This is a genomic window from Streptomyces sp. NPDC027663, from assembly GCF_055566415.1.
In genome coordinates, this window is record NZ_JBVHSK010000003.1 from 752283 (window position 1) to 774115 (window position 21833).

A 21833-nucleotide genomic window follows, 5' to 3' on the forward strand; every position below is an offset into this window, starting at 1 on the left:
TCTTCAAAGGTGTGGGTCACGTCCGGGGCGCCAACGCGGTCCGCGCCAGATCGCGTAGCCAGACGTGTGCGGGATCGGTGTCATAGCGCTGATGCCATGACAGGTACACCGCGGCCGGCGGCAGTTCGAACGGCAGTGGGAGCAGGGTCAGACCGAGAACCGTGGCCGCTGAACGCGTCGTCGCTTCGGGGGCTGTGACCAGGAGGTCGGAGCCGCGCACGAACTCGAACGCGGCCCCTTCGGTGGGCGCGGTCGCCACTACCCGTCGGGTGAGGCCGAGCCGCGCGAGAGTGTCGTCGACGGCGTTGCCGAGCCTTCCGCGCCGCGAGACGGTGATGTGCTCGGCCGCGGCGTACCGCGCGGCGGTGACAGCCTTGACTCGGGTGAGCGGGTGCCCCCGCCGCACGACGATGACGTGCTGGGTCTCAGCCACCCGATCGGCGCGAATGTCGGGTGCGGTCGGGCGGTTCGCGTTCGCCTCCAGGTCGACCTCGCCGCGACGCAGCTCGGGGGTGTCGATGCTCGATTCCGCGATGAAGCGCAGACGCACGCCCGGCGCCTGCTCGCATACGGCCGCGAGAAGCGCGGGGCCGCTGCGGGCGACGAGTGAATCGTGCCAGCGGAGTGTGAAGGTGCGCTCGAGCGTCGTGAGGTCGAGTTCGCGGCTTGGTGCCAGCACGCCCTGGACCTGCTGCAGCAGTTCGTGCACCTGTTCCCGGACGGCGATCGCGTACGGCGTCGGGGTCATCGTGCGCCCGGTGCGCACCAGGATCTGATCCCCCGTCGTGCGCCGGATCCGGCCGAGGCTTCGACTCATCGCGGGGGCGGTGACGTGCAGGCGCTCAGCAGCTCCGGCCACGCTGCCTTCCTCCAGGAGCGCATCGAGCGCGGCGAGCAGGTTCAAATCCAATTGCATGAGACTCATCCTAGCCGTGCTTTACATGCACTTGCAGTTAACGATGGGCCCTCCTACCTTCGAGATGCGGGCGCGAAAGAAGCACGGTTTTCGCCTGGTCCGCCTCATCACCCCCCTGCTCAGATGGGAGCACCGCCATGCCCGAGTCGATTCAGGCCACCGGAATTGCTGCAACCGCCGGCTCCGCGTCCGACGCCGACCTGCTCGCGCAGACCGCGATCGCCGTGCGCGCGGCGGGTTCGGCGCTGCGGGAGCGGTTCGGCGACGTGGTCCGCTACCAGACCCGCGACGAGCTGATGCGCGCGCTCGCCGCCAACGACGACGCGGCCCTCGACGTCCTGCGCCCTCGCCTCACCCTCCTGCGCCCCAACGCCCGTTTGGTGGAGGACGAGCTCGCGGGCGGGGCCCTGCCCCCCGGCGAATGGTGGGTCCTGGATCCGGCCGAAGGCAACGTCAACCACCTGCACGCCCTGTCTGAGTGGGCGGTGACCGCCACTCTCGTGCGCGACAACCAGCCGGTGCTCACCGCGGTTCACCTGCCGTTGACCGGTGAGACCTACACCGCACTCGCCGGCGGCGGTGCCTACCTCGACGGCCGCCCGCTGCACGTGTCCCGGACCACGGACCTCGGCCTGAGCCTCGTGGCCACGAGCCAGGCCAGGCCGGACGAGGGCGAGAAGGTCGTGCGGCGCATCGGCTCCTCGATCACCGCGATGCTCTTCGATGCGCTCGTGGTGCGGACATCCGTGCCCGCCACCCTGCACCTGCTGGACGTGGCCGCCGGCCGGATCGACGCCTTCTGGCAGTTCGCCGGGGCCCGCGCGGACCTGCTTCCCGGGGCGCTGCTCGTCGCCGAGGCCGGCGGGCAGATATCCGACGCCGAGGGCGGCCCCTGGATCCCGGAGAGCGAGAGCTTCCTGGCCGCCGCGCCCGGCGTGCACACCGAAGCCGTCACCACGCTCTGCCGCTGACTCCCACGAGAACCACAGGCACCGGAAGGACCACATCAGCATGACCATGATCGCCGTTCTCGGAAACGGCCGCGTCGGCGGCAGCCTCGCCCTAGCCCTCACCCGGGCCGGGCACGAGGTGACCGTGGCGGACCGCTCACCAGGCCCTGCCGCCGACGCCGCCCGCACAGCGCAGATCGTCGTCAACGCCACCCCGGGCGCCGGCTCGCTGGAGCGGCTCATCGCGCTGCGCGAGGAACTGCGGGGCAGGATTCTCGTGGACGTCTCCAACGCCACCGTCGACGGACCAGACGGACTGCCGGCCGACCTGCTCTACCCCGGCTCAAGCCTCGCGGAGCAACTTCAAGAAGCTCTCCCCGACACGCGCGTCGTCAAGACGCTCAACACGATGCTCTACACGGTGATGACCGCGCCCGCCGCGCTCACCCAGACACCGACCGCCTTCCTCTCCGGCAATGACCCGGAGGCCAAGCAGGTCGTACGCGGGCTTCTCGCCGACCTCAGCTGGCAGCAGGAGTGGATCACGGACCTCGGCGGGATCGAGACCGCCCGGGCCGCCGAGGCCGCGATCCTGTTCGTACCACACGTGATCCGATCCAGCGGATTCGCGCCCTTCGCCATCTCGATAGCCCGCTGAAAGCCCGACGCAACTCTTCCTGAGGATGACCGCACGACGTGGCGAGCCGGAGTGCCCGAACGGCTGTCAGGGCGGTGGGTGTGTGTCATCTTCCCTGCTGGATCGGCGTGTTGAAGCGGATCGAGCTGGGGTGGGCGCGTGCCGAGTCGGCGTACGTACTGGGTGCCGGGGGATCGCCGGGGGATCGCCGGGGGGTGGGGGATCGGGTGCCCGATCCGGCGGAGTGGGAGGACTTGGCTGAGCGTGAGGATCGAGTTGGGATTCATCCTGGGGATCCGATTCTTCTTTCTCCGGATTACCGGATCGATGAGGTGCTGAGCCGGTACCTGTGCCGGTCGTCGTTCGCCCGTCTCGCGCCGGAGACGAAGCGGAACTACACGGACGACTACTGCCTGTTCTTCGACTTCCTGTGGGGGCGCGGGAAGACATACGAGTGGGCGGTGCAGCGGGAGCACGTGGCCGTCAGCCCGGTGCTGATGCGGTCGATCATCGGCCTGAGCGGGCAGTCGGTGTTGGTGCCGGCGGCCCGGTCGAAGAACGCGCGGGCCAGTGAGGTGCGCTGGTTGACGCCGCGGGCGTTCCGTCGCTGGGTGGAGGTCGGTCTGCGGGGGTACTGCGGGCCGCCGACGCCGAAGAGACCGCCCAGCTGAAGGCCGACGTCGAGGCGCTGGTCGGCGCCCTGCACCAGGCCACGGTGGAGAACAGTCACCTGCGCCAGCAGCTCACCGACCGGCATTCGGTCGTGCGTATGCTTCCGGCGCAGATGCCGCCGTAGCCGGTCAGCTTGCGCAGGCGCACCCGGCGGCGGCCTTCGCCTCCGCCGGGCTCTGCGCGGGGTCGAGGGCCTGCTCCTGGGGAGTGCAGCAGGCGGTGGTGCCGCAGCAGGCGTCCGGGGCGGCGTCGGCCTTCTCCAGGGTGTCGGCGTCGGCCTTGACCACGTACACCTCCCACGGCTCCTTGCCCGGGCCGGTCACCCACACCTTGTCCTGCAGCGCGTAGCAGCAGGAGGTGTCGTTCTCCTCGAACGTGGCCAGGCCCGATTCCTTCAGCCGGGTCGTGGCGGCGTTGACGTCCTTCGTGCTGGCGACCTCGACACCGAGGTGGTCCAGGCGGGTCTCCTCACCGGCCGCGCCCTCGATGAGGACCAGCTTCAGCGGCGGCTCGGTGACGGCGAAGTTGGCGTAGCCCTCGCGCCGCTTGGCGGGCTCGGTGCCGAACAGCTTGGAGTAGAAGGCGATCGAGCCTTCCAGGTCGGCGACGCGCAGGGCGAGCTGGACTCGGGACATGGCGGTCTCCCATCCGGGACGATGCTGTATCGACGGCTGTCGATGCAGCCGAGGTTGCCACCTGGATAGACATCCGTCAACATAGAGGCATGTCGAAACAAGCTGATCTGCCGGTACTCGGGCAGGACGAGGCGTGCTGCGCCCCGATGGTCCGCGAACCACTGGGCGAAGCGGATGCGGCCGAGCTGTCGCGGATGTTCAAGGCCCTGTCGGACCCGATCCGGCTGCGGCTGCTGTCCCTGATCGCTTCCCACGAGGGCGGGGAGGCGTGCGTGTGCGACCTGATCGGCCCGTTCGACGTGTCCCAGCCGACCATCTCCCACCACCTGAAGGTGCTGCGCGAGGCCGGGCTGGTCGGCTCCGAGCGGCGGGGGACCTGGGTGTACTACTGGGTGCTCCCCGAGGCCCTGGCCAGGCTGTCCACCCTCCTTGAGACACCGGGCGTGCCCGTGAAGGCGTCCGCGTGAGCGCGCCGGCCCCTCTCGCGCGGCGGGCAGCAGCGGAGGCCGTCGGCACGGCGGCGCTGGTGGCCGTGGTGGTCGGCTCCGGGATCCAGGCAACCGAGCTGACCCGCGATGTCGGCGTGCAGCTGCTGGCCAACTCCCTGGCGACCGTCTTCGGCCTGGGCGTGCTCATCGCCCTGCTCGGCTCCGTCTCCGGGGCGCACTTCAACCCCGTCGTTACGCTGGCCGCCTGGTTCGCCGGGCGCCGTACCGGCGACGGCCCCAGCCCGCGGGAGGTGGCCGCGTACGTGCCCGCCCAGATCACCGGGGCGATCGGCGGTGCGGTCCTCGCGGACGCCATGTTCGCCCGGCCGCTGGTCCAGTGGTCGACGCACGACCGCTCCACGGGACATCTGTGGCTGGGCGAAGTGGTCGCCACCGCGGGACTGGTCTGGCTGATCTTCGGGCTGGCGCGCGCTGGCCGCGCGCACCTGGCACCGGTCGCGGTCGCCTCCTACATCGGTGCCGCTTACTGGTTCACCTCCTCCACCAGCTTCGCCAATCCGGCGGTGACCATCGGCCGGGCCTTCACCGACACGTTCGCCGGCATCGCCCCCGCCTCCGTGGCACCGTTCCTCGCCGCCCAGCTCGCCGGCGCCGCCGCCGGCTTGGCCTTGGTCGCCGTGACCTTCGGCCGCCAAACGCCGGTACCCGAGGACGAGGTTGTCGTCCCGCACAGCGAGCAGCAGCTTGCCGCTCCCGCCCGACCTCCAGAAGAAAGCACCGTGTCCTCATGACCACTCCCGCCGCCCCGTCCGTGCTGTTCGTTTGCGTGCACAACGCCGGCCGGTCCCAGATGGCCGCCGCCTTCCTCACCCATCTCGCAGGCGACAAGGTCCAGGTCCGCTCCGCCGGCTCCGCCCCGGCCGACGCCGTGAACCCCGCCGTGGTGGAGGCCATGAAGGAGAGCGGCATCGACATCTCCGCCGAGACCCCGAAGGTCCTCACCGTCGAGGCGGTCCAGGCCTCCGACGTGGTCATCACGATGGGCTGCGGGGACGCCTGCCCCTACTTCCCGGGCAAGCGGTACCTGGACTGGAAGCTGGACGACCCCGCCGGACAGGGAGTCCAGGCCGTCCGGCCGATCCGCGACGAGATCGAGCGGCGCGTCCGCGGCCTGCTCGCCGAACTCGGAATCAAGCCGGCGTCGTGAGCACAGCCACCGGCGTCCGTGTCGCGGCGATGCAGCCCGAGCACGCCGCGGCCGTGCTCTCGATCTACCAACTCGGCATCGACGAGCACAACGCAACCTTCGAGACCACGGCTCCGACCTGGGATGCCTTCGATGCGGCCAAGCTGCGCAAGCACCGCCTCGTGGCCCTCGATGACGACGACCAGGTGGTGGGCTGGGCAGCGGTGGTACCGGTGTCCGACCGGTGCGCGTACGCCGGGGTCGTCGAGCACTCCGTCTACGTCCATCCCGGCGCCCGCGGCCGCGGTGTCGGCTCGGCCCTGCTGACGGCCCTGATCGACTCCACCGAGGCCGCGGGCATCTGGACGATCCAGTCCGGCATCTTCCCCGAAAACATCGCCAGCCTGACCTTGCACGAGCGGGCCGGGTTCCGGGTCATCGGTACGCGCGAGCGCATCGGCCAGCACGACGGTCAGTGGCGCGACGTGGTCCTGGTCGAACGCCGCAGCCCGGTCATCAGCTGAGCTGCCGGGCGGACTGCTTCACTTCGACACACTGAACTTGCCAGAGAACAATTCGACGGCCCTGTCTCGCAACCGGTGGTGACGGAGCGTGGCGCCAGAGATCTTCAACTGAGGTTACGGCGGTTGGAGGTCGAGCCCGGCCTCGGCCATGAGGCCCTCGATGAGGCGGGGGCGGTATGGCATCCGTTTCAGCCGCGTCTTCACTGACACGGTGAGCTGGTCGAGGCTGTGTTTGGCGAGGTTGGCCGGCGACCGCTTGGTGCGCGCGCTCTCCCATGCTCTGAAGCAGCAACGGGGTGGCCGCGCCGCCGACGACGCGGCCCTCTTCCTGATCGGATGGCGCGGTGGCGCCGTACCACCTCGCCCTCCTGGAGTGAGCCGACAGTCAGTTCCCGGTCGCGGGGATCATCCTCGGTGCGCGGGTGAGCCCCCGACATGGCGCTCCGGGCGTCAAGGATTGTGAAGAAGGCCGCGGTGGGAGATTGCCCGGGTGGCCGTGGAGCAGGGTGCTGCTACCGGTGAGGGCGATGATTCGAGCCAGCGCCGGGGGCGGGTGGTGCAATCGCAGCGATCCACCGGCCACGGCGGTGGCCCGCGACGCGTCGAGGAAGGCGTTGAGGCCGGTCACGTCGCAGAAGGTGACCGCGGTCAGGTCGACGTCGATGGTGCGGATGCCGTCGCGCAGGCATTGCCCCAGTGACTCGCGTACGACGCGCTCCGTCGTCAGATCGATCTCACCCGCCAGGGTGATCAACGCCCGGCTGCGCCTGTCGCGCCGGTAGAGGGTCAGCTGTGGAATGGGCATGGCACCTCGGATCGGGAGACCGGCCTCGCAGCGCGAAGGGCCGGACACCCGGTTCCTCCTGCGCTCGGTGCACGGTCGTGCTGTCGTGCAGAGAGGCGAACGGGCAGTTCGGCAGCCTGTGTTCCATGCGCAGGGCCGACTGGTCACCTCGGGGGATCCGCCGACGATCGGACGGAGTCCACTACCACGGGCATCTGTGCCGACAGCAACCCGCATCGGGGTCTGGGACAGAGTCGTTGTGCCGGGAGTTCACGTCTCGGTGCGGCGCCACCGCCAGAGCCGCCGCCGGGAACGGCCGGGTGGCGAGGTCGCCATGCGATCACTGCGGCGCGTGGTGAAGCTGCATCAGGAGCACGCCCAAGGCGATCACCGCCAGGAGCACGCCCACCGTCCTGACGGCTCCATGCCTCACATTCCCTGTGCCGGGGTGGGCACGTGGTCGATGGCCTCTCCGGCAGGTGTACGTGCGGCGTGTCCGCCTTCGGAGTCCCAGACCGCCTCCCGGAGCGAGCCCGGGCCGGCCGCCGCCTCTGCCGCGACAGAGGCTTCGGCCTCCGTGACAAAGGCTCCGGCCTCATGGATCAGGCCGGTCGCCGTGAGGCTCCGCGACGGGTCGGTGGCCGCGGCCATCAGCCGGGCGGCGATGACCGGCTCTGTCTCCGGTGGGATCACCAGCAGGTCCCAGCGGCCGACGGTATAGGAGAGCAGCAGCAATTTGTGCGGGTCTTGCTCGGCCTCGAACCAGCCGACGTGCACCACGTGCCCTTGGACGGGCACCTTTCGCGGGATGACGGGCCAGAACGTGGGGTTCACCGTTACTCGGGTGATCCGCCCCCACAGCGGATCGAGGACCTCGATGAGCGCCGGAAGCTCCGCCGTCAGGGAGCGGGAGTGGGGCCACCAGGCACCGTCGATGAGGGCCGGAGTGGTTCCGAGAGGTGCCAGGACGAGTCGGAGCGGCGACGAAGAAGGAGTCCGGTCTTCGACCGCGGGCGTCAACAGAATGGTCGCGGTCATGGCGCGGACCCAACCCCGGGCCGGTCGTGGCCGACCCGGTTGTCGTGAATCGCCGAGAACGACCCGGCGTGGAAGCCGGTGTACGGAAAGCTCTCGGTAATCACCAGGGTACTCCTTGTCGGGGCCCGGCGGACCGATGCGGAGCGATGGGTTGAACGAGAGCACGAGGAGCGGTTCGCGGGGCCTGTGCCCGCGGACCGTCGCTCATGCCGCGTCGTGCCAGGCGGCAATACCGGTCACCGTGACCGCGACGGTGACCGGCTCCGCGGCACCGTGGGTGGCGAGGTGGGTGACGAGGGCGGCTGTCACCCGGTCGTGGACGTTTCGGGCGATGTCCAGCACCCGCCGGCCCTCGGTCAGGACGCAGCGCACCTCGATGTGCCATCCCGAACCGTCCGGCGCCCGGTCGGCGCGAATGCCGGCCTCGGGCGGCGTGGTGTCCGCCCGGGTGGGCGCGGCGGCTGCCGCGAGGCGCCGGGCGAGGCGGGGTTGCAGGCCGGCCACGCCAGGGACCGCGAGGGCTGCTCCGGCCGCGACGCCGAGGAGCGCGGTGGTGCCGGTGGCGGTCATCACGTGCCACCGCCCGTCGGGAGGCGGGGGCCGAGGGTTGGCCCCGGCTCCAGTACGTCGGTCACGGCGATGTCGACGGCTGTCACCGCGAGCCCCAGGTCCTGGCCGGCCGAGTGGAGGACCGATCGGCGTACCTGGTGGACCCGGTCGGGCAGCGGGCGGTCGAGGGAGGCGGCCAGGGTCATGGTCACCCGCACGTCGGTGCCGTTGCCCTCGGGTACGAGCCGGCAGGTCGCGGCCCTGGCACCGGGGACCGTGTCCGCGGCCTGCCTCAGCACCTTCGCCGCGGCGCTCTCGGCGATCCGTAGGTCCAGGTCCGGGTCGGCCAGGGGCAGCAGCCGCCCGAACCGGACCTCTGCCCTGACGACGTCCATGACCCGGTCGGCGAGTGCGTGCAGGCCCGGAGGGTCCTCGTCGCGCAGCGCCCGGGCGGCCGCGTTCACCGTGGCCAGTCCCTCGACCGCCTCTCGGCAGTGCGGACAGGACACCGGGTGCGGGCCCGCGGCCGACGGCGGCGCGTCCCGCGCCTGTTCCCAGACGCGGCTGAGCAGGCGGCCACAGGGCAGTACCTCATCGCCTGCGAACGGGGGCACGTCGGCGGCGGCTGAGCCGTTGCGTGGGCCGCCGGCTCCGGGCGGTTCGGGAGGCCGCGCGCGCGGGTCGTCTAGCGCCATGGGCCCATCGCCTCCTGCAGGGATCGGCGTGCCCTGAACAGTCTGCCGCGTACCGTCTGCTCGCCGGTACGCGTCACGTGCGCTATCTCCTTGTAGGGCAGACCCTGCACCTCCCTCAGGATCCAGCAGACCCGCTGTCCGGCGTCCAGTTCGGCGAGTGCGCGGGACAGGGCGGCCGTGGCCGCGTCCTGCTCGGCGGCCCGGGCGGGCTGGCTCCACGCGTCGCCCGCCGCGGGTTCGGCGACGGTTTCCAGGGGGAGGGGCGGCGGTCGGCGGTGTCGCATGGTCTGGCAGCGGTTGACGGTGATCCGGTACATCCAGGTGTGGAACTCCGCGCCGTGCCGGTATTCCGGCAGGTGGCGCCAGGCGCTGATGAAGGCGTCCTGGACGGCCTCTTCGGCGTCCTGGGGGTTGCCCAGCATGCAGCGGGCCAGGGTCAGCAGGGACCGGCTGTGCCGCTGGACGAGAACGGCGAAGGAGTCCTCGTCCCCCTCGGCCGCCCGTACGGCCAGCAGTCGGTCCGGCAGGTCGCGTACCGACAGGTCGCGCCCCGGCGTTGGGGAAACAGCGCTTTCGATCATGGCGCCCCCGCACACGGTTCGGACCACCCGTGTACCCGACAGGGCGCCATGTGATGCACGTCACATCACCTGGATGTGAGGAATGCGGCGTCCGTCATGTCCAACGCTTCGAAGGGCGCCGCACCGGTGTCCGAGCGACCGATCGAGGCGACCGCCATGACGGACAACATCACCAGCGTCGGCGGGGGCAGCCGGTCCGAGACGGGCGTGAGCCCGCTCACGGGCCGCACCGGGTCGGGGGCTCCGGCCGAGACACGGGGGAAGACCACCATCGCGGACAGTGTGGTGGCCAAGATCGCGGGCATGGCCGCCCGTGAGATACCGGGCATCCACAGCCTGGGCGCGGGGATGGCCCGCGCCTTCGGCGCCATGCGGGAACGCGTCCCCGGCACAGGCGGGGGCGGAGCGGTCACACGCGGCGTCAAGGTCGAGGTCGGGGAACGGCAGGCCGCGGTGGACCTGGACGTCGTCGTCGAGTACGGCGTCTCCATCGTCGACGTCGCGGGCGGTGTGCGCACCAATGTCATCAGCGCCGTGGAGCGGATGACGGGGCTGGAGGTCGTCGAGGTGAACATCGCCGTCGACGACGTCCACCTGCCCGACGACGATGAGGAGCAGACCGAACCGGACGAGGGGCGCGTGAGGTGACCGCTGGCCGGGACCACCGCCGTGTCCTCGGGCATGAGCGGCTGGTCACGGCGAGAGGGACGCTCGCGAGACGGGTGAGTGCAAGATGAACGCAGCGACGACCGGACTCGCGGCAGGTATGGCCCTCGGCTTCGCCGGCTACTTCGGCGGCTTCTGGGCATTTCTGCTGGTGCTGGTCCTGGGCGCGGCGGGGCTGATCGTCGGCCTCGTCGTGCAGGGCGACCTCGATCTCCGGACACGGAGGCAGCGGTGAAGACACGGCCCGGTCCCCCCGGCGAGGGGTCGGGCCCGCCGGCGCCGGCCGCCGGGCTGCCGCCCCCGGCCGAGCGGGGCGCCACCGTCATCCCGGACAGGGTGGTCGCCCGTATCGCCGCGCAGGCCGCGCGCGCGGCGCAGTCGCGGCGCGCCGCCGTACCGCCCGATCGGGGCGGACCTGCGGCACCCCACGCCTCCGCCGCCGTCCGTACCGGATCGGTGCGCCTGCATCTGACCATGGACCTGCCCTACCCCACCGACATCCCCCGTGTCTGCGAGCGGATCCAGCAGGACGTCGCCGAACGGGTCGCCCAGCTGACCGGGCTGCGGGTGGGCGAGGTCCTCCTGACGGTCCGGCGGCTGGTGACCGCCGCCGACGCGAGCCGGGGGCGGGTCCGGTGAGCGGCCACGCGGCCCGGGTCACCGGGCACGCCGTGGAGGAGAGGCGATCGCGATGACATCCGATCCACATCCTCCGGGCGGCGGCCACGCGTCGTCCACGCACCGTGCCGCAGTGCCGCTGGCGAAGGAGCCGGACCCTCCCGAACGCGACGTGTCCGCCTCGGACGTCACAGCCGGTGAGCGCGACGGAGGGCACCGGACCCGTCGCAAGTGGTCCATGCGCCGCATCACGGCGGCGCCGGTCGCCGCGGTGATCCTCGTGGCCGCGGTCGCAACGCTCGTCGACGTCCTCGCCGTACGGGCGGGACGTCCGGCGGCGGCCTGGCGACGGCACCTGGCCGACGAACTGGCCACCCGCCCGGTGGACGACGTGTGGATGCTGACGGGAGCCGCCGTGGCCGCCGCCGTCGGCGTCTGGCTGATCGTCCTGGCCCTCACCCCAGGTCAGCGCCGCTGGCTGCCCCTGCGCTCACCCGCCGGCTGCCCGCGAATGCGGGCTTTTCTGGACCGCGACGGCGCCGCCGTCCTGCTGCGCGACGCCGCCATGCGGGTCCCCGGAGTCGGCGCGGCGCACGTCCTGGTGCGCCGCCACCGCATCAAAGCCCGCGCGGACGTCCGCTTCCGCGACCCCCGGCAGGTGAAGGACGACCTCACCGCCGTCCTCGACGAGGAACGCGACCGGCTGGCCCTCGCCCGCCCTCCACGCATCGCCGTACGGGTGCGGCGCCGCACCGACTGACCCGAGACCCGCAGCACCGGAGCCCGCCATGACGCCGCGATCCGCACTCAACCGCACTCTGCTGGCCCTCGTCGGACTGGTCCTCCTCGGCGGCGGACTGCTCATCCTCTTCGCCGGACTCGACCTCTACCGGCGGCACGATCTGGCCCCGCCCGCCGGCTGGCCCCTGACCCACCCGGCCGACGTCCTGCTCGGCTCCGCCGACCGGGTCCGCTGGAGCAGCCAGGGCTGGTGGTGGTGGCCCGCGGTCATCGCCGCCCTCGTCCTCACCGCCCTGCTCGCCCTGTGGTGGCTGCTCGCCCAGCTGAGCCGACACCGCCCCGGCTCCCTGACCGTCGGCGGCACACCTCCGCAGGAGGGCGTCGAACTGCGCGACCGCGCACTCAGCGAAGCGATCGCGAACGAAGCCGGTGCCCTGCCAGGAGTCGGCCATGCGGCCGTGGCCATCACCGGCCGACCGGCTCGCCACCGCACCCGCATCAAGCTCACCCTCACCCCCCAGGGCACGCCCGGCGCCACTCTCGGGGCCCTCTGCGAAGGCCCGCTCAGCACCGCGCGGCGGTCCACCGGCCTCCCTGACATGCCCACCGAGGTCCGCGTACAGGTCACCCGGCACGGACCACACCGAGTGGAGTAAGGAGGAGATCGAGCGTTCCCGCCGACGCCCGTGCGGCCCATCGCAGTTCGCGGGGGCACCGGCACCACTCCCCGAAGGAGAGATCATGATCATCCTGGGCGTCATTCTGCTCGTCGTCGGATTCCTCACCGGCCTGTCCATCCTGTGGACCATCGGGATCATCGTGCTGATCGTCGGAGCCATCCTGTGGATCCTCGGCGCGATGGGACACGCCGTCGCCGGTCGACGCCACTACTGGTAGTCGGGATCACTTGCCCTGCAGGGCAGTGATCCGGGCCGCGGGCAGGCCGGCAGACGGCGCGGCCCCTCCAAGACGTTCGCGGAGCCCCTCCACGACGTTCGCGGCGGCGGACGACGACGGGGGGGCGGAGAGGTCGATCCGGCTGAGGTCACCGCCGATGCCGACCAGCCGCCGCGGCTCGGACGCGGCGCGCCCGGTGGCCGTTGTGCCGGTCCTCGCCGCGCGAGCGCACGGCCGACTCGATGGGGAGTCGGTGGGCCGGCCCACGATCCGGGCGGAAGTTCCACGCCGCGTCGGCCGGTGAGTCTCCGTCGGGAGTCCGTATGCACAGCACCTTCGTGAAGATCCGCCAGAACGTCCCCCGGGGCGACGGCGATGACGGGCGGTGAGCGGCAAGGAGCCGGGGAAAGCTCCGCCCGGTCGGAGCACTTCGGGGAGGAGTTTCTGGGAGTCCTGCTGGACCAGGGGCACGAGTTGCCGGCGCACCAGCTCGGTCCGCTCGTGGCACGGCAGATCGGCAGGCTCGACGGCCGCGAGACCTCGCTCTTCCTGCAGGACTACGGCCAGGTGTGGCTGGTTCCCCTGCCGGGTGACGGGCTGGCGGCCGGGGAACCGCAGCCGATCGACGGCTCCGACGTCGGCCGTGCCTTCCGGGAAGCGCGTCCCGTCGAGGTGCCGCAGGCCGGCGGTGTGCGGGTCTACCTGCCCCTGCTGGACGGTGGCGACCAGGTGGGCGTCATGGCCGTCACCCTGGACCGCATCCACGACGACGAGCGGCGGCTGCTGCGCCGGCTCGCCTCGCTCGTGGCCGACATGCTGGTGACCAAGCACGGTTACACCGATCTGTTCTTCCGGCTGCGCCGCAGAGAACCGATGAGTGTGGCGGCGGAGATCCAGTGGTCGCTGCTGCCACCGCTGGCGATGTCCACGCCCCGGGTCGAGCTGGCCGGAATGCTGGAACCCGCCTACGACGTGGCCGGCGACAGCTTCGACTACGCCCTCAACGGCGATGTCCTGCATGTGGCCATGGTCGACGCGATGGGCCACGGACTGGATGCCGCCACGATGGCCACGGTGGTCATCGGAGCCTACCGGCATGCCCGGCGCATCAGCGTCGGCCTGTCGGAGATCTATGCGTTCATGGACCGGGCCATCGCCGTGCAGTTCGGCCCCGACCACTTCGCGACCGCTCAGATGATGCGGCTCGACACGGCCACAGGCAGGCTTCAGTGGGTCAACGCCGGACATCCCGCTCCTCTGCTGATCCGCGGACACCGTGTCGTACGGCGGCTGCAGGGCCCGACGACGCTGCCCGTCGGCTTCGGCGGTCACGTGCCCCGCATCAGTGAAGTGGCCCTCGAGCCCGGCGACCGGATCATGTGCTTCACCGACGGACTGATCGAGGAGCGCGATGTCGGCGGTGAGGAATTCGGCGTGGAACAGCTCATCGGCTGGGTGAACCGCCTTGAGCCCACGGCGCATCACATCCGGACGGTGGCGCGCACCCTCTCCCACACGCTGCAACGGGCGCGGGGCGGGATCACGACGGACGACGCTACGCTCCTGCTGATCGAATGGCGCGGGAGCGCCACCGACCACCTCGCCCTCCTGGAGTGAGCCGGCAGCCGCGAGTGAGCCGGCAGCCGCACCACCAGGGACACGGCCGACGGCACGCTGAACCTTCCCCGTCCCGCCGCTGTCTGCGAACGTCCTACCGGCGGAGCCGGCTCCGCGATCCCCCTCGGAGCGGGTTCACTTCTGCGTGCGGTGCCATGGCGAGAACCGCCACCGCCGGGTACGACCGGAGGCCAGGGTCTCCATGCGGTCATCGTGGCTCGCGGTGAACAGCTGAATCACGATCACACCGAAGACGATCATCGCGAGGAGCACACTCACCGTCACCAGGGTGCCCATGTATCTCACACTCCTACTGCCAGGGTGGGCATGTGACCGGTGACCGGTCCGTCAGGAGTGCGTGAGGCGGGGTGGCGGGCGTCGTGTCCGCCTTCGGAGTCCCAGACCGCCTCCCGGAACGCATCCGAGTCGGCCGATGCCTCTGCCGCGGCCCGGAAACGATCGGCCTCATGGATCAGGCCGGTCGCCGTGAGGCTCAGCGACGGGTCGGTGGCCGTGGACATGAGCCGGGCCGCGGTGGCCGGGTCTGTCTCCGGTGGGATCACCAGCAGGTCCCAGCGGCCGAAGGTGTAGGAAAGCAGCAACAGCTTGTACGAGTCTTGCCCGGCGTGGGACCAGCCGACGCGCACCATGTGGCCGTGCGCGGGTACCTCTCCCGGAATGACCGGCCAGAACGTGCGGCTCACCGCTACCCGGGTGATCCGTCCCCACAGCGGGTCGAGACATTCGACGAGCGCCGGGAGCTGCTCCGTCAGGTCCCGCGAACGGGGCCACCAGGCACCGTCGAGCAGGGCCGGAGGGGCGCCGGCCGGCGCCAGCGTGAGTCGGAGCGGTGACGAAGAAGGGGCCCGGCCTCCGACCGCGGGTGTGAACGGAATGGTCGCGGTCATGGCGCGGACCCAACCCCGGGCCGGTCACGGCCGGCCCGGTTGTCATGAATCGCCGAGAACGACCCGGCGTGGAAGCCGGTGTACGAGATGCTCTCGGTAATCACCAGGATACTCCTCGCCGAGAACCGGCGGACCGATGGGGAGCGACGGGCTGAACGGAACACGAGGCGTCACCCGGCCAAGGGCCCGAGCGATCCGTTCCACCAGGGAGGACTCGTGACCGTCGCCTGTCGCGCGCGTCCTGCGGGCATCGGCTGATGATGGGAGTACGGCCGAACACGCGGAGCTGATCATGACGGGCTGGCGGGTCAGGGACTACACCCAGGACGATCTCGAAGCGCTGATCCGAGTCGACATGGAGAGCAGCACGACCGAGGAGCCGCCGCTCTTCCCGCTCTCGGACGCCGTGACTGCCCTCCAGGCCCGCCACCCGGCTGTGGTGGCCACAGCCGACGACGTGCTCATCGGCGCCGCGGTGAGCAGGGTGGAGGGCGAACGGGCATGGATCCTGCGCATCTGCATGGCACCCGGCTGGCGGCAGCGCGGGCTGGGCAGTGCCCTGATCACCGCCCTCGAGCAACGGCTCTTCACCGCCGGCGTCCGAGCGGTGCACGCCGCCCTGCCCGAGGGCGAGACCGGTGCCACCGCCCTGCGCAACTGCGACTTCGGTGCTCGCCCCGGGCTGGTCCTCTTCGAAAAGCGCGGGCCGGTGACCCCGCAGTCGGCCGGCACGCTGTCCTCGCTCGGAGCGGAGCTGCCGCCAGGGGGACTGTGGCAGAAGGTCGCGGGCATGCAACGGGAGAAGCAGCTCATCGAGCGGCGCCTGGTGCTGCCGCTGGCCCATCCCGAACTGGCCGCCCAGCACGGGGTGGAACTGCCACGGGCGGTGATGCTGTTCGGCCCGCCCGGGACCGGCAAGAGCACGTTCGCGCACGCGATCGCCAGCCGCCTGGGATGGCCCTTCCTCGAACTGTTCCCCGCCCGTCTGGCCGCCGAGTACGGCCTGGCGACCGGGCTGAACCGGCGCTTCGACGAGATCGCCGGGCTCGACCACGTCCTCGTCTTCATCGACGAGGTCGAGGAGGTCGCCGGCGAACGCGGCGGCGCGGACGCGACCGCTGTCGGCGTCGTCAACGAACTGCTCAAGGCGATCGTCCGGTTCCGGCGACAGGACGGACGGCTGCTCGTCTGTGCCACGAACAACGTGACCACGCTCGACTCCGCGTTCCTGCGGCACGGCCGCTTCGACTACGTCCTGCCGATCGGCCCTCCCGACCACACCGCCAGGACCGCGCTGTGGGAGAGCTACCTGGCCCGAGCGGGCGGGCGGGCCGACAGCACGGTTCTCGCGTCCGCCAGCGAGGGGTTCACCCCCGCCGACATCGCCCACGCGGCGCGAACCGTCTCCCAGGCCCAGTTCGAGCGCACCTTCGACACCGGAACCCGGACCACCCCCACCACCGACGACTACCTGGACACGATCCGCGGCACCAAGCCCACGGTCAGCGCCGCCATGGCCCAGGAATTCGCCCAGCAGACGGAGAAGTTCGCCCGCATCTAGCGTCCGGGCCGACGGGGGCCGATCCGCGACGGAGGCTTCAGGCCGGCGTAGGTGGTGTGTCGCCGCCCGTATCGATGAGGATCTGTTTGGCCTCGGTGACGTTGTCGGCCCGAACGGCCCTGGCCATCGCGGCGCGTGCCGCGTCGGGCGACGTGTCCGGAGGGACCAGCATCAGGGAGAAATGATCCCGGTCGCCCCGGGTGATGAGGACGGTGTCGTCACCGACGGGGAAGGAGTCGATGTGGACGACTCGGCCCTCGACCATCACCCGGGTCGGCAGTTCGTCCCAGGCGCTGCCGTCCAGACCGATCCGGGTGACCGGCCCGAGGTGTTCGGTCAGCGCGGTGATCAGCGAGGGGAGTTCGGCACCGATGTCCCGGGACCGCGGCCACCATGCGCCGTCCAGGATTCCCTCGCGTGCATGTGTCGTCTCCAGCCGCAGCAGGGCCGTTCCGGGTTTCACCGAGCGGTGGACGGCGTCCGGCAGGAGCCCGGGGAGGTCGGGGGTGTCTGAGTCGGCCATGGTGTCCGCCCGTCCACAGAGAACAGTGCGACCGCAGAGTGTACGACCGCGATACGACCTGCTACCTCACGGTACTCCGCACGACGCTCGCGCGAGCGCTTCGCCGCAGGGCGCGGTCACGGAAACAGACAACGGCTCCGGCGTATACCCGCCGGAGCCGCCCTTCCAGGTCATTGCACGTGAGAGTGCGCCGACCCGCTTTCCACGTTACGCCAAAGGGGTTGATCCGGCATAAGCAATCCTTGCGAAGGTTCACTTCGGTCCGAGAAGCCGACGCGGCGGCTCAGCCACGCCCTTCCTCTTCTGTCTCCATCTGCCGGATCCCCTGGTGCGTCAGCGTGATCATCGCGGGTGTGTTGCCCCTCCCCCAGTCCACGACGACCCAGCCTTCGCCCGCCAGATACATACAGGCAGCGGCCATGTCCTGCTCAGGTATGCCGAGGTCGGTGCGGAGCTTCGCCCCGTCGACGCCCAGGAGGCGATTGCCTTCGGCGGCTTGGTACAGAGCCTGCATGATCCTCTCGCGGTACGTCTTCCGGTCTCGCAATATCGCCATGACGCGCCTTCCTCTACTGCCCACGTCCGGGCCGAAGTCGATGTCATCCGCGGTCGCCGTCGCGGTGGGGCGCGTCGGAACGGTCGCATCCACCGCCGGCCGACCGTGCCTCCAGGGGCGACGCCCGATCCCCGGCAGAACATCGCTGTAGTGGAAGGCAGCGATCCGTGCGTCGTGCTGACCGTTGAGCCGGTGGATCAGAACGGCTCCGACGGCGATCAGAAGGAGCAGCACGGCCACGGCGATGACAGTCATGGCTCCCTCACCTCCGCCGACCGGCGGGCGAAGGCCCTGCCGAACCGATGGGGCGGGGCAGGAACGACGGCCGGCCTGCTCCGCCGTCGCTCTCCCACGCTTCTTCCCTGATCCGGGCGTCGAACCTGTCTGCTGCTTCCGCCCGGGCCGGGGCATCGATGCCGTCGCCCGCCATCAGCTGCGCGGCTGCCTCCGCACCGGTTTCCGGCGGAATCACCAGCACGTCCCGGCGACCATCGGGCAGGGCGAGAGTCAGTCTGTGCGGATCCTGGGCCTCGGTGGACCAGCCCACGTGCACGGTGCGTCCGGCGACGGACACCCAGTGCGGGATGACGGGCCAGTAGGCCGGGTGCACGGTGACACCCGTGATGCGGCCCCAATGTTCGACCAGTGCGGCCGTCAGGGTGGGCAGCTCACGGGTGAGGGCACGGGAGCGAGGCCACCACATGCCGTCCAGCCCGCCCGGCGCGGGCGTCAGGGACAGCCGGGCCGACTGCGGGGGCGCGCGCCTGCTCGATGTCGTACGGTCAATGGTCACGGGCATGGCGCGGACCTGTCCCCGGGCTCGTGGGTGGGGCCCGGCATTGTCGATCACCGGAAACGGCACCCGCAGCGGAGCCGGTACGCGAAGAACTCCCGGTGTCTTCACACTACTCCGCTCACCGGCCGGAAAAGCTGGGGGTGACCAGGTATTTCCCGCCTCCGGAGGCTGGGCGCCGGTGCCCGGCACCGGCACGGTCAGAGGTTCTGGCCGTAGCCGTTACACCCTGTGCCAGGTCGTACCCGGTGAGGGACCCAAGATCAGGACCGGTGCGTCGGCCGCCCGTCAAAGCGGTATTGCAAGGTGTTCGTCGGTGTCTCACTCACGCCCTGCACGCTCTTACGTTCCGCGCCCGGACCTGCGGCGGGAGGCGGCGTGCTCCGCAGTGCGGCGACGGTCCGGACCGGTCGTCCGGCCAGGTGGCCGGGGCCGCACCGGCCGGTTGGCGGGGACGGTCCGGCCTACTGGCGGGTACCGGCGGCAGCGGTGTGCGTGGACCCTGGAAGAAAGTGAAGCGCTGTGTGTCGGCCGCCGGCTCCGCGCCCCGGAGCCGGCGGCGGTGACGTCATTCCGGCGGCCGCCACCGGAGGGACGTCGCCACGACGATTCCGCGCCGACGAGGAGGGCAGCCGCATGCCGATCCGCCTGACACTTCTGTGCGCGAGCCCAGTGGACGCCGCCTCCCCTCACGCCCCGCTCAGTGAGCGCGAGCTCTGCGGCGCGGTCGCCGCCCTGGCTTCGCTTCCTCCGCACGCGTCGGTCGTGCGGTCCCCTTCGGCCGGCTCGGCGCGGACCGCCGCGGCACTCGGGCTGAAGGCCACCGTGGAGCCGGCGCTGCGCGACATCGACTACGGCGCCTGGCGCGGCCGCACGGTGGCCGGCATCGCCGCCGCGGACCCGCACGGATACAGCGTCTGGCTCACCGACCCGGACGCCGCACCGCACGGTGGCGAAACAGTGCACCAGCTGTGCCGCCGGACCGCGCGCTGGCTGGGCGGCCTGCCCCCGGACACGGACCGCCTCCTGGCCGTCGCCGACGCGGCCGTGGTGCGGGCTTTGCTCGTCCATTCCCTGTCCGCGCCGGCCCGGATCTTCTGGAGACTGCAGGTACCGCCCCTGTTCACCGTCTGCCTCACGGGGGGCGACGGCGTCTGGACGGTACAGCCGGCCGGCGCGTCCGCCGACCGCGGCCTCGGCCGGCATCTGTCGCTGCCCCTCACCGCGCTGTCCCCCTCCTGGCGCACGGCCGGCGACCGCACCGCCCTCTACGCGGAACGAGCCGCCTGACCCCGGCCCGGGCCCGCGAGCCGGCCCGCCGCCCTCCCTGACGGCCGCGAATGGCCGTTGCCCGCCGTGTGGCGCACCCTCGGTGGTACGCATCGAACTGCGGGCAGGTGAGGAGCTGAGCGCAGGTGATCCGGGTACTGGTGGTCGACGACGAGGCCCTGGTCCGCACGGGCTTCACCCACATCCTGAATACTGCGGACGACATCGAGGTGGTGGCGGCGGTCCCCGGCGGTCAGGCTGTCGGCATGGTGCGGGAGAGACACCCGGACGTCGTTCTTCTGGACATCCGGATGCCGGACGTGGACGGGCTCAGCGTCCTGGCCGACGTCCGCCGCATGCCGGACCCTCCGGTGGTGGCCATGCTCACCACGTTCGACGCCGACGAATACGTGACGACCGCCCTGCGCTCGGGTGCCGCGGGCTTCCTGCTCAAGGACACCGACCCCGAGCAGCTGCCGTATCTGGTGCGCGCCCTGGCTGAGGGCGGGTGGGTGCTGTCGTCCCAGATCACCCGCACGGTGGTGGACGGCTATCTCGACCAGGGCGATCGCGAGTCCGCCGTACGCCTCGCCGCCCGGCTGACCGAGCGCGAGCGTGCCGTCCTCGTCCTGATGGCGGAAGGACTCGGCAACGCCGACATCGGCGAGCGGCTGCATCTGAGCACCGGCACGGTCAAAGGACATGTCAGCGCGGTGTTCAGCAAGCTGGAGGTCGGCAGCCGCGTCCAGGCCGCGCTGATCGCCGAGCGTGCGGGCCTGCTGAGCCCGTCGCGGGACGAGGACGCAGAGTGAAGCGCCGAAGGGTGCCGCCTCCCCTGGTCGACGCGCTCCTTGTGCTGCTCGCGCTGTTCGACACATGGGGCAACGTCGACCTCGGACAGCGGCAGGCCGTCGCGTGCGCACTGCTCGCCGCCTTCGCCCTCGTGCTGCGCCGCCGCCTGCCGCTGACGACCTTCGTGCTCACGCTCCCCACCGCTCTGATCACCGATGCGGTGTTCGCCACCCTGGCCGCGCTGTACACGCTCTCCTCACTCAGCCGCCACCGTGTCCTGCTGGCGGTGTGCGCCCTGACCTACACGGTCATCGACTTCCTGCCATGGCCGTGGTCGACCCTGAGGGTCGGCGAACTCGCCGGCCCCAACCTGGTCCACCTCATCTACACCCTGGGTACGGCGGCCGCCCCCGTCTTCCTGGGCCAACTTGTCCAGGCACACCGCGAACTGTCGCTCCGGCTCGCCGAGATCACCAAGGCCCGCGAGCATGAACGCCTGCTGACCGCGCAGAGCGTTCTGGCCAAGGAGCGCGCACAGCTCGCCCGGGAGATGCACGATGTGGTCTCCCACCAGGTCAGCCTCATCGCCGTCCAGGCCGGAGCGCTCCAGGTGGCCGGCGGGGACGCCGAGACCAGAGAGGCTGCGGCCACCATCCGGCGCCTCAGCGTGCAGACCCTCGACGAACTGCGGCACATGGTCAGCGTGCTCCGTGCCTCCGGTAGCCGGCCCACGGAACTCACCCCCCAGCCGTCCCTCGCCGACCTGCGGAGACTGGTCGAGAGCAGCGGCATCGACGCAGACCTGAAGACAGAGCTGCCCGAAGACGTCCCCGCAACCGTCCAGCGCGCCGTCTACCGCACCGTCCAGGAAGCCCTGACCAACGTCCGCAAACACGCCCCGGGCGCCAAGGCCACCATCCACGTCCGCCGCGCGGGCGGCACCATCCGGACCACCGTCACCAACACAGCCCCCACCCGCCCCGCCCTGCCGCTGCCGGGCGCCCACCACGGCCTCATCGGCCTGCGCCAACGCGCCGAACTCCTCGGCGGCACCATCAGCTCGGGCCCCACCTCCGACGGCGGCTACGAACTCCAGCTGGAACTGCCGGCCACCGGCTCGCCGTGACCCCGGGGACCGGCCACCGGCTCGCCGTGACCCCGGGGGGAACCAGCCACCGGCTCGCCGTGACCCGCGTGACCGCTGTGTGCGCCTGCGGCTTCTCCCGGCCGTACGACGAAGGCCCGGCGCCCGGCGGCGGGACTCCGGCTCTGCACA

General features: G+C 71.2%; 30 protein-coding genes and 1 pseudogene. 17 read left to right on the plus strand and 14 right to left on the minus strand.

Going from position 1 to position 21833, the window contains the following annotated elements:
- Positions 1–16: 16 nt before the first annotated feature.
- Entirely contained in the window at positions 17–916 is a 900-nt protein-coding gene (locus tag ACZ4SF_RS12760; protein WP_468382178.1) for a LysR family transcriptional regulator, read from the minus strand.
- Positions 917–1053: 137 nt separating this feature from the next.
- On the opposite strand from ACZ4SF_RS12760, the gene ACZ4SF_RS12765 reads away from it, so the two are divergent.
- Both ACZ4SF_RS12765 and ACZ4SF_RS12770 read left to right on the plus strand, forming a co-directional pair.
- The gene (locus tag ACZ4SF_RS12765; protein ID WP_468382180.1) at positions 1054–1887 is read left to right on the plus strand and encodes an inositol monophosphatase family protein; all 834 of its coding nucleotides are present in this window, start codon (positions 1054–1056) and stop codon (positions 1885–1887) included.
- Between the two features lie 40 nt (positions 1888–1927).
- Positions 1928–2524 (plus strand): NADPH-dependent F420 reductase, encoded by a 597-nt coding sequence (locus ACZ4SF_RS12770; RefSeq protein WP_468382183.1) that lies wholly within the window; start codon positions 1928–1930, stop codon positions 2522–2524.
- A gap of 385 nt (positions 2525–2909) precedes the next feature.
- Here ACZ4SF_RS12770 and ACZ4SF_RS12775 read toward each other — a convergent pair whose 3' ends face one another.
- Together ACZ4SF_RS12775 and ACZ4SF_RS12780 are read right to left on the minus strand one after the other, a co-directional pair.
- Complete coding sequence (locus tag ACZ4SF_RS12775; protein ID WP_468382186.1) at positions 2910–3260, minus strand: hypothetical protein; 351 nt, start codon at positions 3258–3260, stop codon at positions 2910–2912.
- A 43-nt stretch (positions 3261–3303) separates the two neighbouring features.
- Complete coding sequence (locus ACZ4SF_RS12780) at positions 3304–3810, minus strand: ArsI/CadI family heavy metal resistance metalloenzyme (protein ID WP_468382189.1); 507 nt, start codon at positions 3808–3810, stop codon at positions 3304–3306.
- Between the two features lie 89 nt (positions 3811–3899).
- On the opposite strand from ACZ4SF_RS12780, the gene ACZ4SF_RS12785 reads away from it, so the two are divergent.
- From ACZ4SF_RS12785 to ACZ4SF_RS12800, 4 genes are read left to right on the plus strand one after another with little or no spacing between them, the layout of a single operon-like run.
- On the plus strand, positions 3900–4277 hold the full coding sequence (locus ACZ4SF_RS12785) for an ArsR/SmtB family transcription factor (RefSeq protein ID WP_468382191.1): 378 nt from the start codon (positions 3900–3902) through the stop codon (positions 4275–4277).
- Positions 4274–5050 (plus strand): aquaporin, encoded by a 777-nt coding sequence (locus ACZ4SF_RS12790; protein ID WP_468382193.1) that lies wholly within the window; start codon positions 4274–4276, stop codon positions 5048–5050. The genes ACZ4SF_RS12785 and ACZ4SF_RS12790 overlap by 4 nt, the downstream gene beginning before the upstream one ends.
- Positions 5047–5466 (plus strand): arsenate reductase ArsC, encoded by a 420-nt coding sequence (locus tag ACZ4SF_RS12795; protein WP_468382196.1) that lies wholly within the window; start codon positions 5047–5049, stop codon positions 5464–5466. Before ACZ4SF_RS12790 ends, ACZ4SF_RS12795 begins: the two co-directional genes overlap by 4 nt.
- A gap of 29 nt (positions 5467–5495) precedes the next feature.
- Positions 5496–5969 (plus strand): GNAT family N-acetyltransferase, encoded by a 474-nt coding sequence (locus ACZ4SF_RS12800; RefSeq protein WP_468382523.1) that lies wholly within the window; start codon positions 5496–5498, stop codon positions 5967–5969.
- Between the two features lie 114 nt (positions 5970–6083).
- Here the strand turns inward: ACZ4SF_RS12800 and ACZ4SF_RS12805 are convergent.
- The 6 genes and pseudogenes from ACZ4SF_RS12805 to ACZ4SF_RS12830 all read right to left on the minus strand — a co-directional run.
- Positions 6084–6227, minus strand: a pseudogene (locus tag ACZ4SF_RS12805) (IS630 family transposase); the annotation flags it as partial.
- A 127-nt stretch (positions 6228–6354) separates the two neighbouring features.
- Positions 6355–6774 carry an STAS domain-containing protein gene (locus ACZ4SF_RS12810; protein ID WP_468382199.1) on the minus strand — a complete coding sequence of 140 codons (420 nt, stop codon included), beginning with the start codon at positions 6772–6774 and terminating at the stop codon, positions 6355–6357.
- A gap of 408 nt (positions 6775–7182) precedes the next feature.
- The gene (locus ACZ4SF_RS12815) at positions 7183–7791 is read right to left on the minus strand and encodes a DUF5994 family protein (RefSeq protein ID WP_468382202.1); all 609 of its coding nucleotides are present in this window, start codon (positions 7789–7791) and stop codon (positions 7183–7185) included.
- Between the two features lie 204 nt (positions 7792–7995).
- Entirely contained in the window at positions 7996–8361 is a 366-nt protein-coding gene (locus tag ACZ4SF_RS12820) for a hypothetical protein (protein WP_468382205.1), read from the minus strand.
- A complete protein-coding gene (locus ACZ4SF_RS12825; RefSeq protein WP_468382207.1) occupies positions 8361–9035 on the minus strand; it encodes a hypothetical protein in 675 nt (224 codons plus the stop codon). The genes ACZ4SF_RS12820 and ACZ4SF_RS12825 overlap by 1 nt, the downstream gene beginning before the upstream one ends.
- A complete protein-coding gene (locus ACZ4SF_RS12830) occupies positions 9026–9616 on the minus strand; it encodes an RNA polymerase sigma factor (protein WP_468382210.1) in 591 nt (196 codons plus the stop codon). The genes ACZ4SF_RS12825 and ACZ4SF_RS12830 overlap by 10 nt, the downstream gene beginning before the upstream one ends.
- 156 nt (positions 9617–9772) lie before the next feature.
- Here ACZ4SF_RS12830 and ACZ4SF_RS12835 point away from each other — a divergent pair, with 156 nt between their 5' ends.
- From ACZ4SF_RS12835 to ACZ4SF_RS12865, 7 genes are all read left to right on the plus strand, one after another.
- Positions 9773–10264 (plus strand): Asp23/Gls24 family envelope stress response protein, encoded by a 492-nt coding sequence (locus ACZ4SF_RS12835; RefSeq protein ID WP_468382526.1) that lies wholly within the window; start codon positions 9773–9775, stop codon positions 10262–10264.
- An 85-nt stretch (positions 10265–10349) separates the two neighbouring features.
- On the plus strand, positions 10350–10517 hold the full coding sequence (locus ACZ4SF_RS12840) for a hypothetical protein (RefSeq protein ID WP_468382212.1): 168 nt from the start codon (positions 10350–10352) through the stop codon (positions 10515–10517).
- Positions 10514–10921, plus strand: a complete 408-nt coding sequence (locus ACZ4SF_RS12845) for an Asp23/Gls24 family envelope stress response protein (RefSeq protein WP_468382214.1) — start codon at positions 10514–10516, stop codon at positions 10919–10921. The genes ACZ4SF_RS12840 and ACZ4SF_RS12845 overlap by 4 nt, the downstream gene beginning before the upstream one ends.
- A 52-nt stretch (positions 10922–10973) precedes the next feature.
- The gene (locus tag ACZ4SF_RS12850) at positions 10974–11660 is read left to right on the plus strand and encodes a DUF6286 domain-containing protein (RefSeq protein WP_468382217.1); all 687 of its coding nucleotides are present in this window, start codon (positions 10974–10976) and stop codon (positions 11658–11660) included.
- Between the two features lie 28 nt (positions 11661–11688).
- Entirely contained in the window at positions 11689–12297 is a 609-nt protein-coding gene (locus ACZ4SF_RS12855; protein ID WP_468382220.1) for an alkaline shock response membrane anchor protein AmaP, read from the plus strand.
- Positions 12298–12382: 85 nt separating this feature from the next.
- Entirely contained in the window at positions 12383–12538 is a 156-nt protein-coding gene (locus ACZ4SF_RS12860) for a DUF6131 family protein (protein WP_468382223.1), read from the plus strand.
- A 375-nt stretch (positions 12539–12913) separates the two neighbouring features.
- Positions 12914–14155 carry a PP2C family protein-serine/threonine phosphatase gene (locus tag ACZ4SF_RS12865; RefSeq protein ID WP_468382226.1) on the plus strand — a complete coding sequence of 414 codons (1242 nt, stop codon included), beginning with the start codon at positions 12914–12916 and terminating at the stop codon, positions 14153–14155.
- A 135-nt stretch (positions 14156–14290) separates the two neighbouring features.
- Here the strand turns inward: ACZ4SF_RS12865 and ACZ4SF_RS12870 are convergent, their stop codons facing one another.
- Entirely contained in the window at positions 14291–14452 is a 162-nt protein-coding gene (locus tag ACZ4SF_RS12870) for a hypothetical protein (protein WP_468382228.1), read from the minus strand.
- Positions 14453–14457: 5 nt separating this feature from the next.
- Positions 14458–15063 carry a DUF5994 family protein gene (locus ACZ4SF_RS12875; protein WP_468382231.1) on the minus strand — a complete coding sequence of 202 codons (606 nt, stop codon included), beginning with the start codon at positions 15061–15063 and terminating at the stop codon, positions 14458–14460.
- A 292-nt stretch (positions 15064–15355) separates the two neighbouring features.
- On the opposite strand from ACZ4SF_RS12875, the gene ACZ4SF_RS12880 reads away from it, so the two are divergent.
- Positions 15356–16624 (plus strand): ATP-binding protein, encoded by a 1269-nt coding sequence (locus ACZ4SF_RS12880; RefSeq protein WP_468382233.1) that lies wholly within the window; start codon positions 15356–15358, stop codon positions 16622–16624.
- Between the two features lie 37 nt (positions 16625–16661).
- Here ACZ4SF_RS12880 and ACZ4SF_RS12885 read toward each other — a convergent pair whose 3' ends face one another.
- The 3 genes from ACZ4SF_RS12885 to ACZ4SF_RS12895 all read right to left on the minus strand — a co-directional run bounded on the left by ACZ4SF_RS12885 (position 16662) and on the right by ACZ4SF_RS12895 (position 18502).
- Positions 16662–17147: a DUF5994 family protein gene (locus tag ACZ4SF_RS12885; RefSeq protein WP_468382236.1), complete on the minus strand. Its 486-nt coding sequence runs from the start codon at positions 17145–17147 to the stop codon at positions 16662–16664.
- A 283-nt stretch (positions 17148–17430) separates the two neighbouring features.
- On the minus strand, positions 17431–17703 hold the full coding sequence (locus tag ACZ4SF_RS12890; protein WP_031029805.1) for a hypothetical protein: 273 nt from the start codon (positions 17701–17703) through the stop codon (positions 17431–17433).
- Between the two features lie 262 nt (positions 17704–17965).
- Positions 17966–18502 carry a DUF5994 family protein gene (locus tag ACZ4SF_RS12895; RefSeq protein ID WP_468382238.1) on the minus strand — a complete coding sequence of 179 codons (537 nt, stop codon included), beginning with the start codon at positions 18500–18502 and terminating at the stop codon, positions 17966–17968.
- 630 nt (positions 18503–19132) lie between these two features.
- Here ACZ4SF_RS12895 and ACZ4SF_RS12900 point away from each other — a divergent pair.
- The 3 genes from ACZ4SF_RS12900 (at position 19133) to ACZ4SF_RS12910 (ending at position 21683) form a co-directional block, all read left to right on the plus strand.
- Positions 19133–19786: a histidine phosphatase family protein gene (locus ACZ4SF_RS12900; protein ID WP_468382240.1), complete on the plus strand. Its 654-nt coding sequence runs from the start codon at positions 19133–19135 to the stop codon at positions 19784–19786.
- Positions 19787–19911: 125 nt separating this feature from the next.
- Entirely contained in the window at positions 19912–20577 is a 666-nt protein-coding gene (locus ACZ4SF_RS12905) for a response regulator (RefSeq protein WP_468382243.1), read from the plus strand.
- Positions 20574–21683: a sensor histidine kinase gene (locus ACZ4SF_RS12910; RefSeq protein WP_468382245.1), complete on the plus strand. Its 1110-nt coding sequence runs from the start codon at positions 20574–20576 to the stop codon at positions 21681–21683. Before ACZ4SF_RS12905 ends, ACZ4SF_RS12910 begins: the two co-directional genes overlap by 4 nt.
- The last annotated feature ends 150 nt before the right edge of the window (positions 21684–21833 follow it).

Excerpts from the sequence above, each read along its gene's own strand:
- ACZ4SF_RS12840 (WP_468382212.1), top strand. The coding sequence starts at position 10,350 with ATGAACGCAGCGACGACCGGACTCGCGGCAGGTATGGCCCTCGGCTTC.
- ACZ4SF_RS12865 (WP_468382226.1), top strand. The coding sequence starts at position 12,914 with ATGACGGGCGGTGAGCGGCAAGGAGCCGGGGAAAGCTCCGCCCGGTCG.
- ACZ4SF_RS12800 (WP_468382523.1), top strand. The coding sequence starts at position 5,496 with ATGCAGCCCGAGCACGCCGCGGCCGTGCTCTCGATCTACCAACTCGGC.
- ACZ4SF_RS12885 (WP_468382236.1), bottom strand. The coding sequence starts at position 17,147 with ATGGCCGACTCAGACACCCCCGACCTCCCCGGGCTCCTGCCGGACGCC.
- ACZ4SF_RS12860 (WP_468382223.1), top strand. The coding sequence starts at position 12,383 with ATGATCATCCTGGGCGTCATTCTGCTCGTCGTCGGATTCCTCACCGGC.
- ACZ4SF_RS12830 (WP_468382210.1), bottom strand. The coding sequence starts at position 9,616 with ATGATCGAAAGCGCTGTTTCCCCAACGCCGGGGCGCGACCTGTCGGTA.
- ACZ4SF_RS12880 (WP_468382233.1), top strand. The coding sequence starts at position 15,356 with ATGACGGGCTGGCGGGTCAGGGACTACACCCAGGACGATCTCGAAGCG.
- ACZ4SF_RS12820 (WP_468382205.1), bottom strand. The coding sequence starts at position 8,361 with ATGACCGCCACCGGCACCACCGCGCTCCTCGGCGTCGCGGCCGGAGCA.
- ACZ4SF_RS12895 (WP_468382238.1), bottom strand. The coding sequence starts at position 18,502 with ATGCCCGTGACCATTGACCGTACGACATCGAGCAGGCGCGCGCCCCCG.
- ACZ4SF_RS12795 (WP_468382196.1), top strand. The coding sequence starts at position 5,047 with ATGACCACTCCCGCCGCCCCGTCCGTGCTGTTCGTTTGCGTGCACAAC.
- ACZ4SF_RS12875 (WP_468382231.1), bottom strand. The coding sequence starts at position 15,063 with ATGACCGCGACCATTCCGTTCACACCCGCGGTCGGAGGCCGGGCCCCT.
- ACZ4SF_RS12870 (WP_468382228.1), bottom strand. The coding sequence starts at position 14,452 with ATGGGCACCCTGGTGACGGTGAGTGTGCTCCTCGCGATGATCGTCTTC.
- ACZ4SF_RS12810 (WP_468382199.1), bottom strand. The coding sequence starts at position 6,774 with ATGCCCATTCCACAGCTGACCCTCTACCGGCGCGACAGGCGCAGCCGG.
- ACZ4SF_RS12835 (WP_468382526.1), top strand. The coding sequence starts at position 9,773 with ATGACGGACAACATCACCAGCGTCGGCGGGGGCAGCCGGTCCGAGACG.
- ACZ4SF_RS12770 (WP_468382183.1), top strand. The coding sequence starts at position 1,928 with ATGACCATGATCGCCGTTCTCGGAAACGGCCGCGTCGGCGGCAGCCTC.
- ACZ4SF_RS12855 (WP_468382220.1), top strand. The coding sequence starts at position 11,689 with ATGACGCCGCGATCCGCACTCAACCGCACTCTGCTGGCCCTCGTCGGA.
- ACZ4SF_RS12785 (WP_468382191.1), top strand. The coding sequence starts at position 3,900 with ATGTCGAAACAAGCTGATCTGCCGGTACTCGGGCAGGACGAGGCGTGC.
- ACZ4SF_RS12825 (WP_468382207.1), bottom strand. The coding sequence starts at position 9,035 with ATGGCGCTAGACGACCCGCGCGCGCGGCCTCCCGAACCGCCCGGAGCC.
- ACZ4SF_RS12760 (WP_468382178.1), bottom strand. The coding sequence starts at position 916 with ATGCAATTGGATTTGAACCTGCTCGCCGCGCTCGATGCGCTCCTGGAG.
- ACZ4SF_RS12765 (WP_468382180.1), top strand. The coding sequence starts at position 1,054 with ATGCCCGAGTCGATTCAGGCCACCGGAATTGCTGCAACCGCCGGCTCC.
- ACZ4SF_RS12780 (WP_468382189.1), bottom strand. The coding sequence starts at position 3,810 with ATGTCCCGAGTCCAGCTCGCCCTGCGCGTCGCCGACCTGGAAGGCTCG.
- ACZ4SF_RS12775 (WP_468382186.1), bottom strand. The coding sequence starts at position 3,260 with ATGCCGGTCGGTGAGCTGCTGGCGCAGGTGACTGTTCTCCACCGTGGC.
- ACZ4SF_RS12815 (WP_468382202.1), bottom strand. The coding sequence starts at position 7,791 with ATGACCGCGACCATTCTGTTGACGCCCGCGGTCGAAGACCGGACTCCT.
- ACZ4SF_RS12900 (WP_468382240.1), top strand. The coding sequence starts at position 19,133 with ATGCCGATCCGCCTGACACTTCTGTGCGCGAGCCCAGTGGACGCCGCC.
- ACZ4SF_RS12890 (WP_031029805.1), bottom strand. The coding sequence starts at position 17,703 with ATGGCGATATTGCGAGACCGGAAGACGTACCGCGAGAGGATCATGCAG.
- ACZ4SF_RS12850 (WP_468382217.1), top strand. The coding sequence starts at position 10,974 with ATGACATCCGATCCACATCCTCCGGGCGGCGGCCACGCGTCGTCCACG.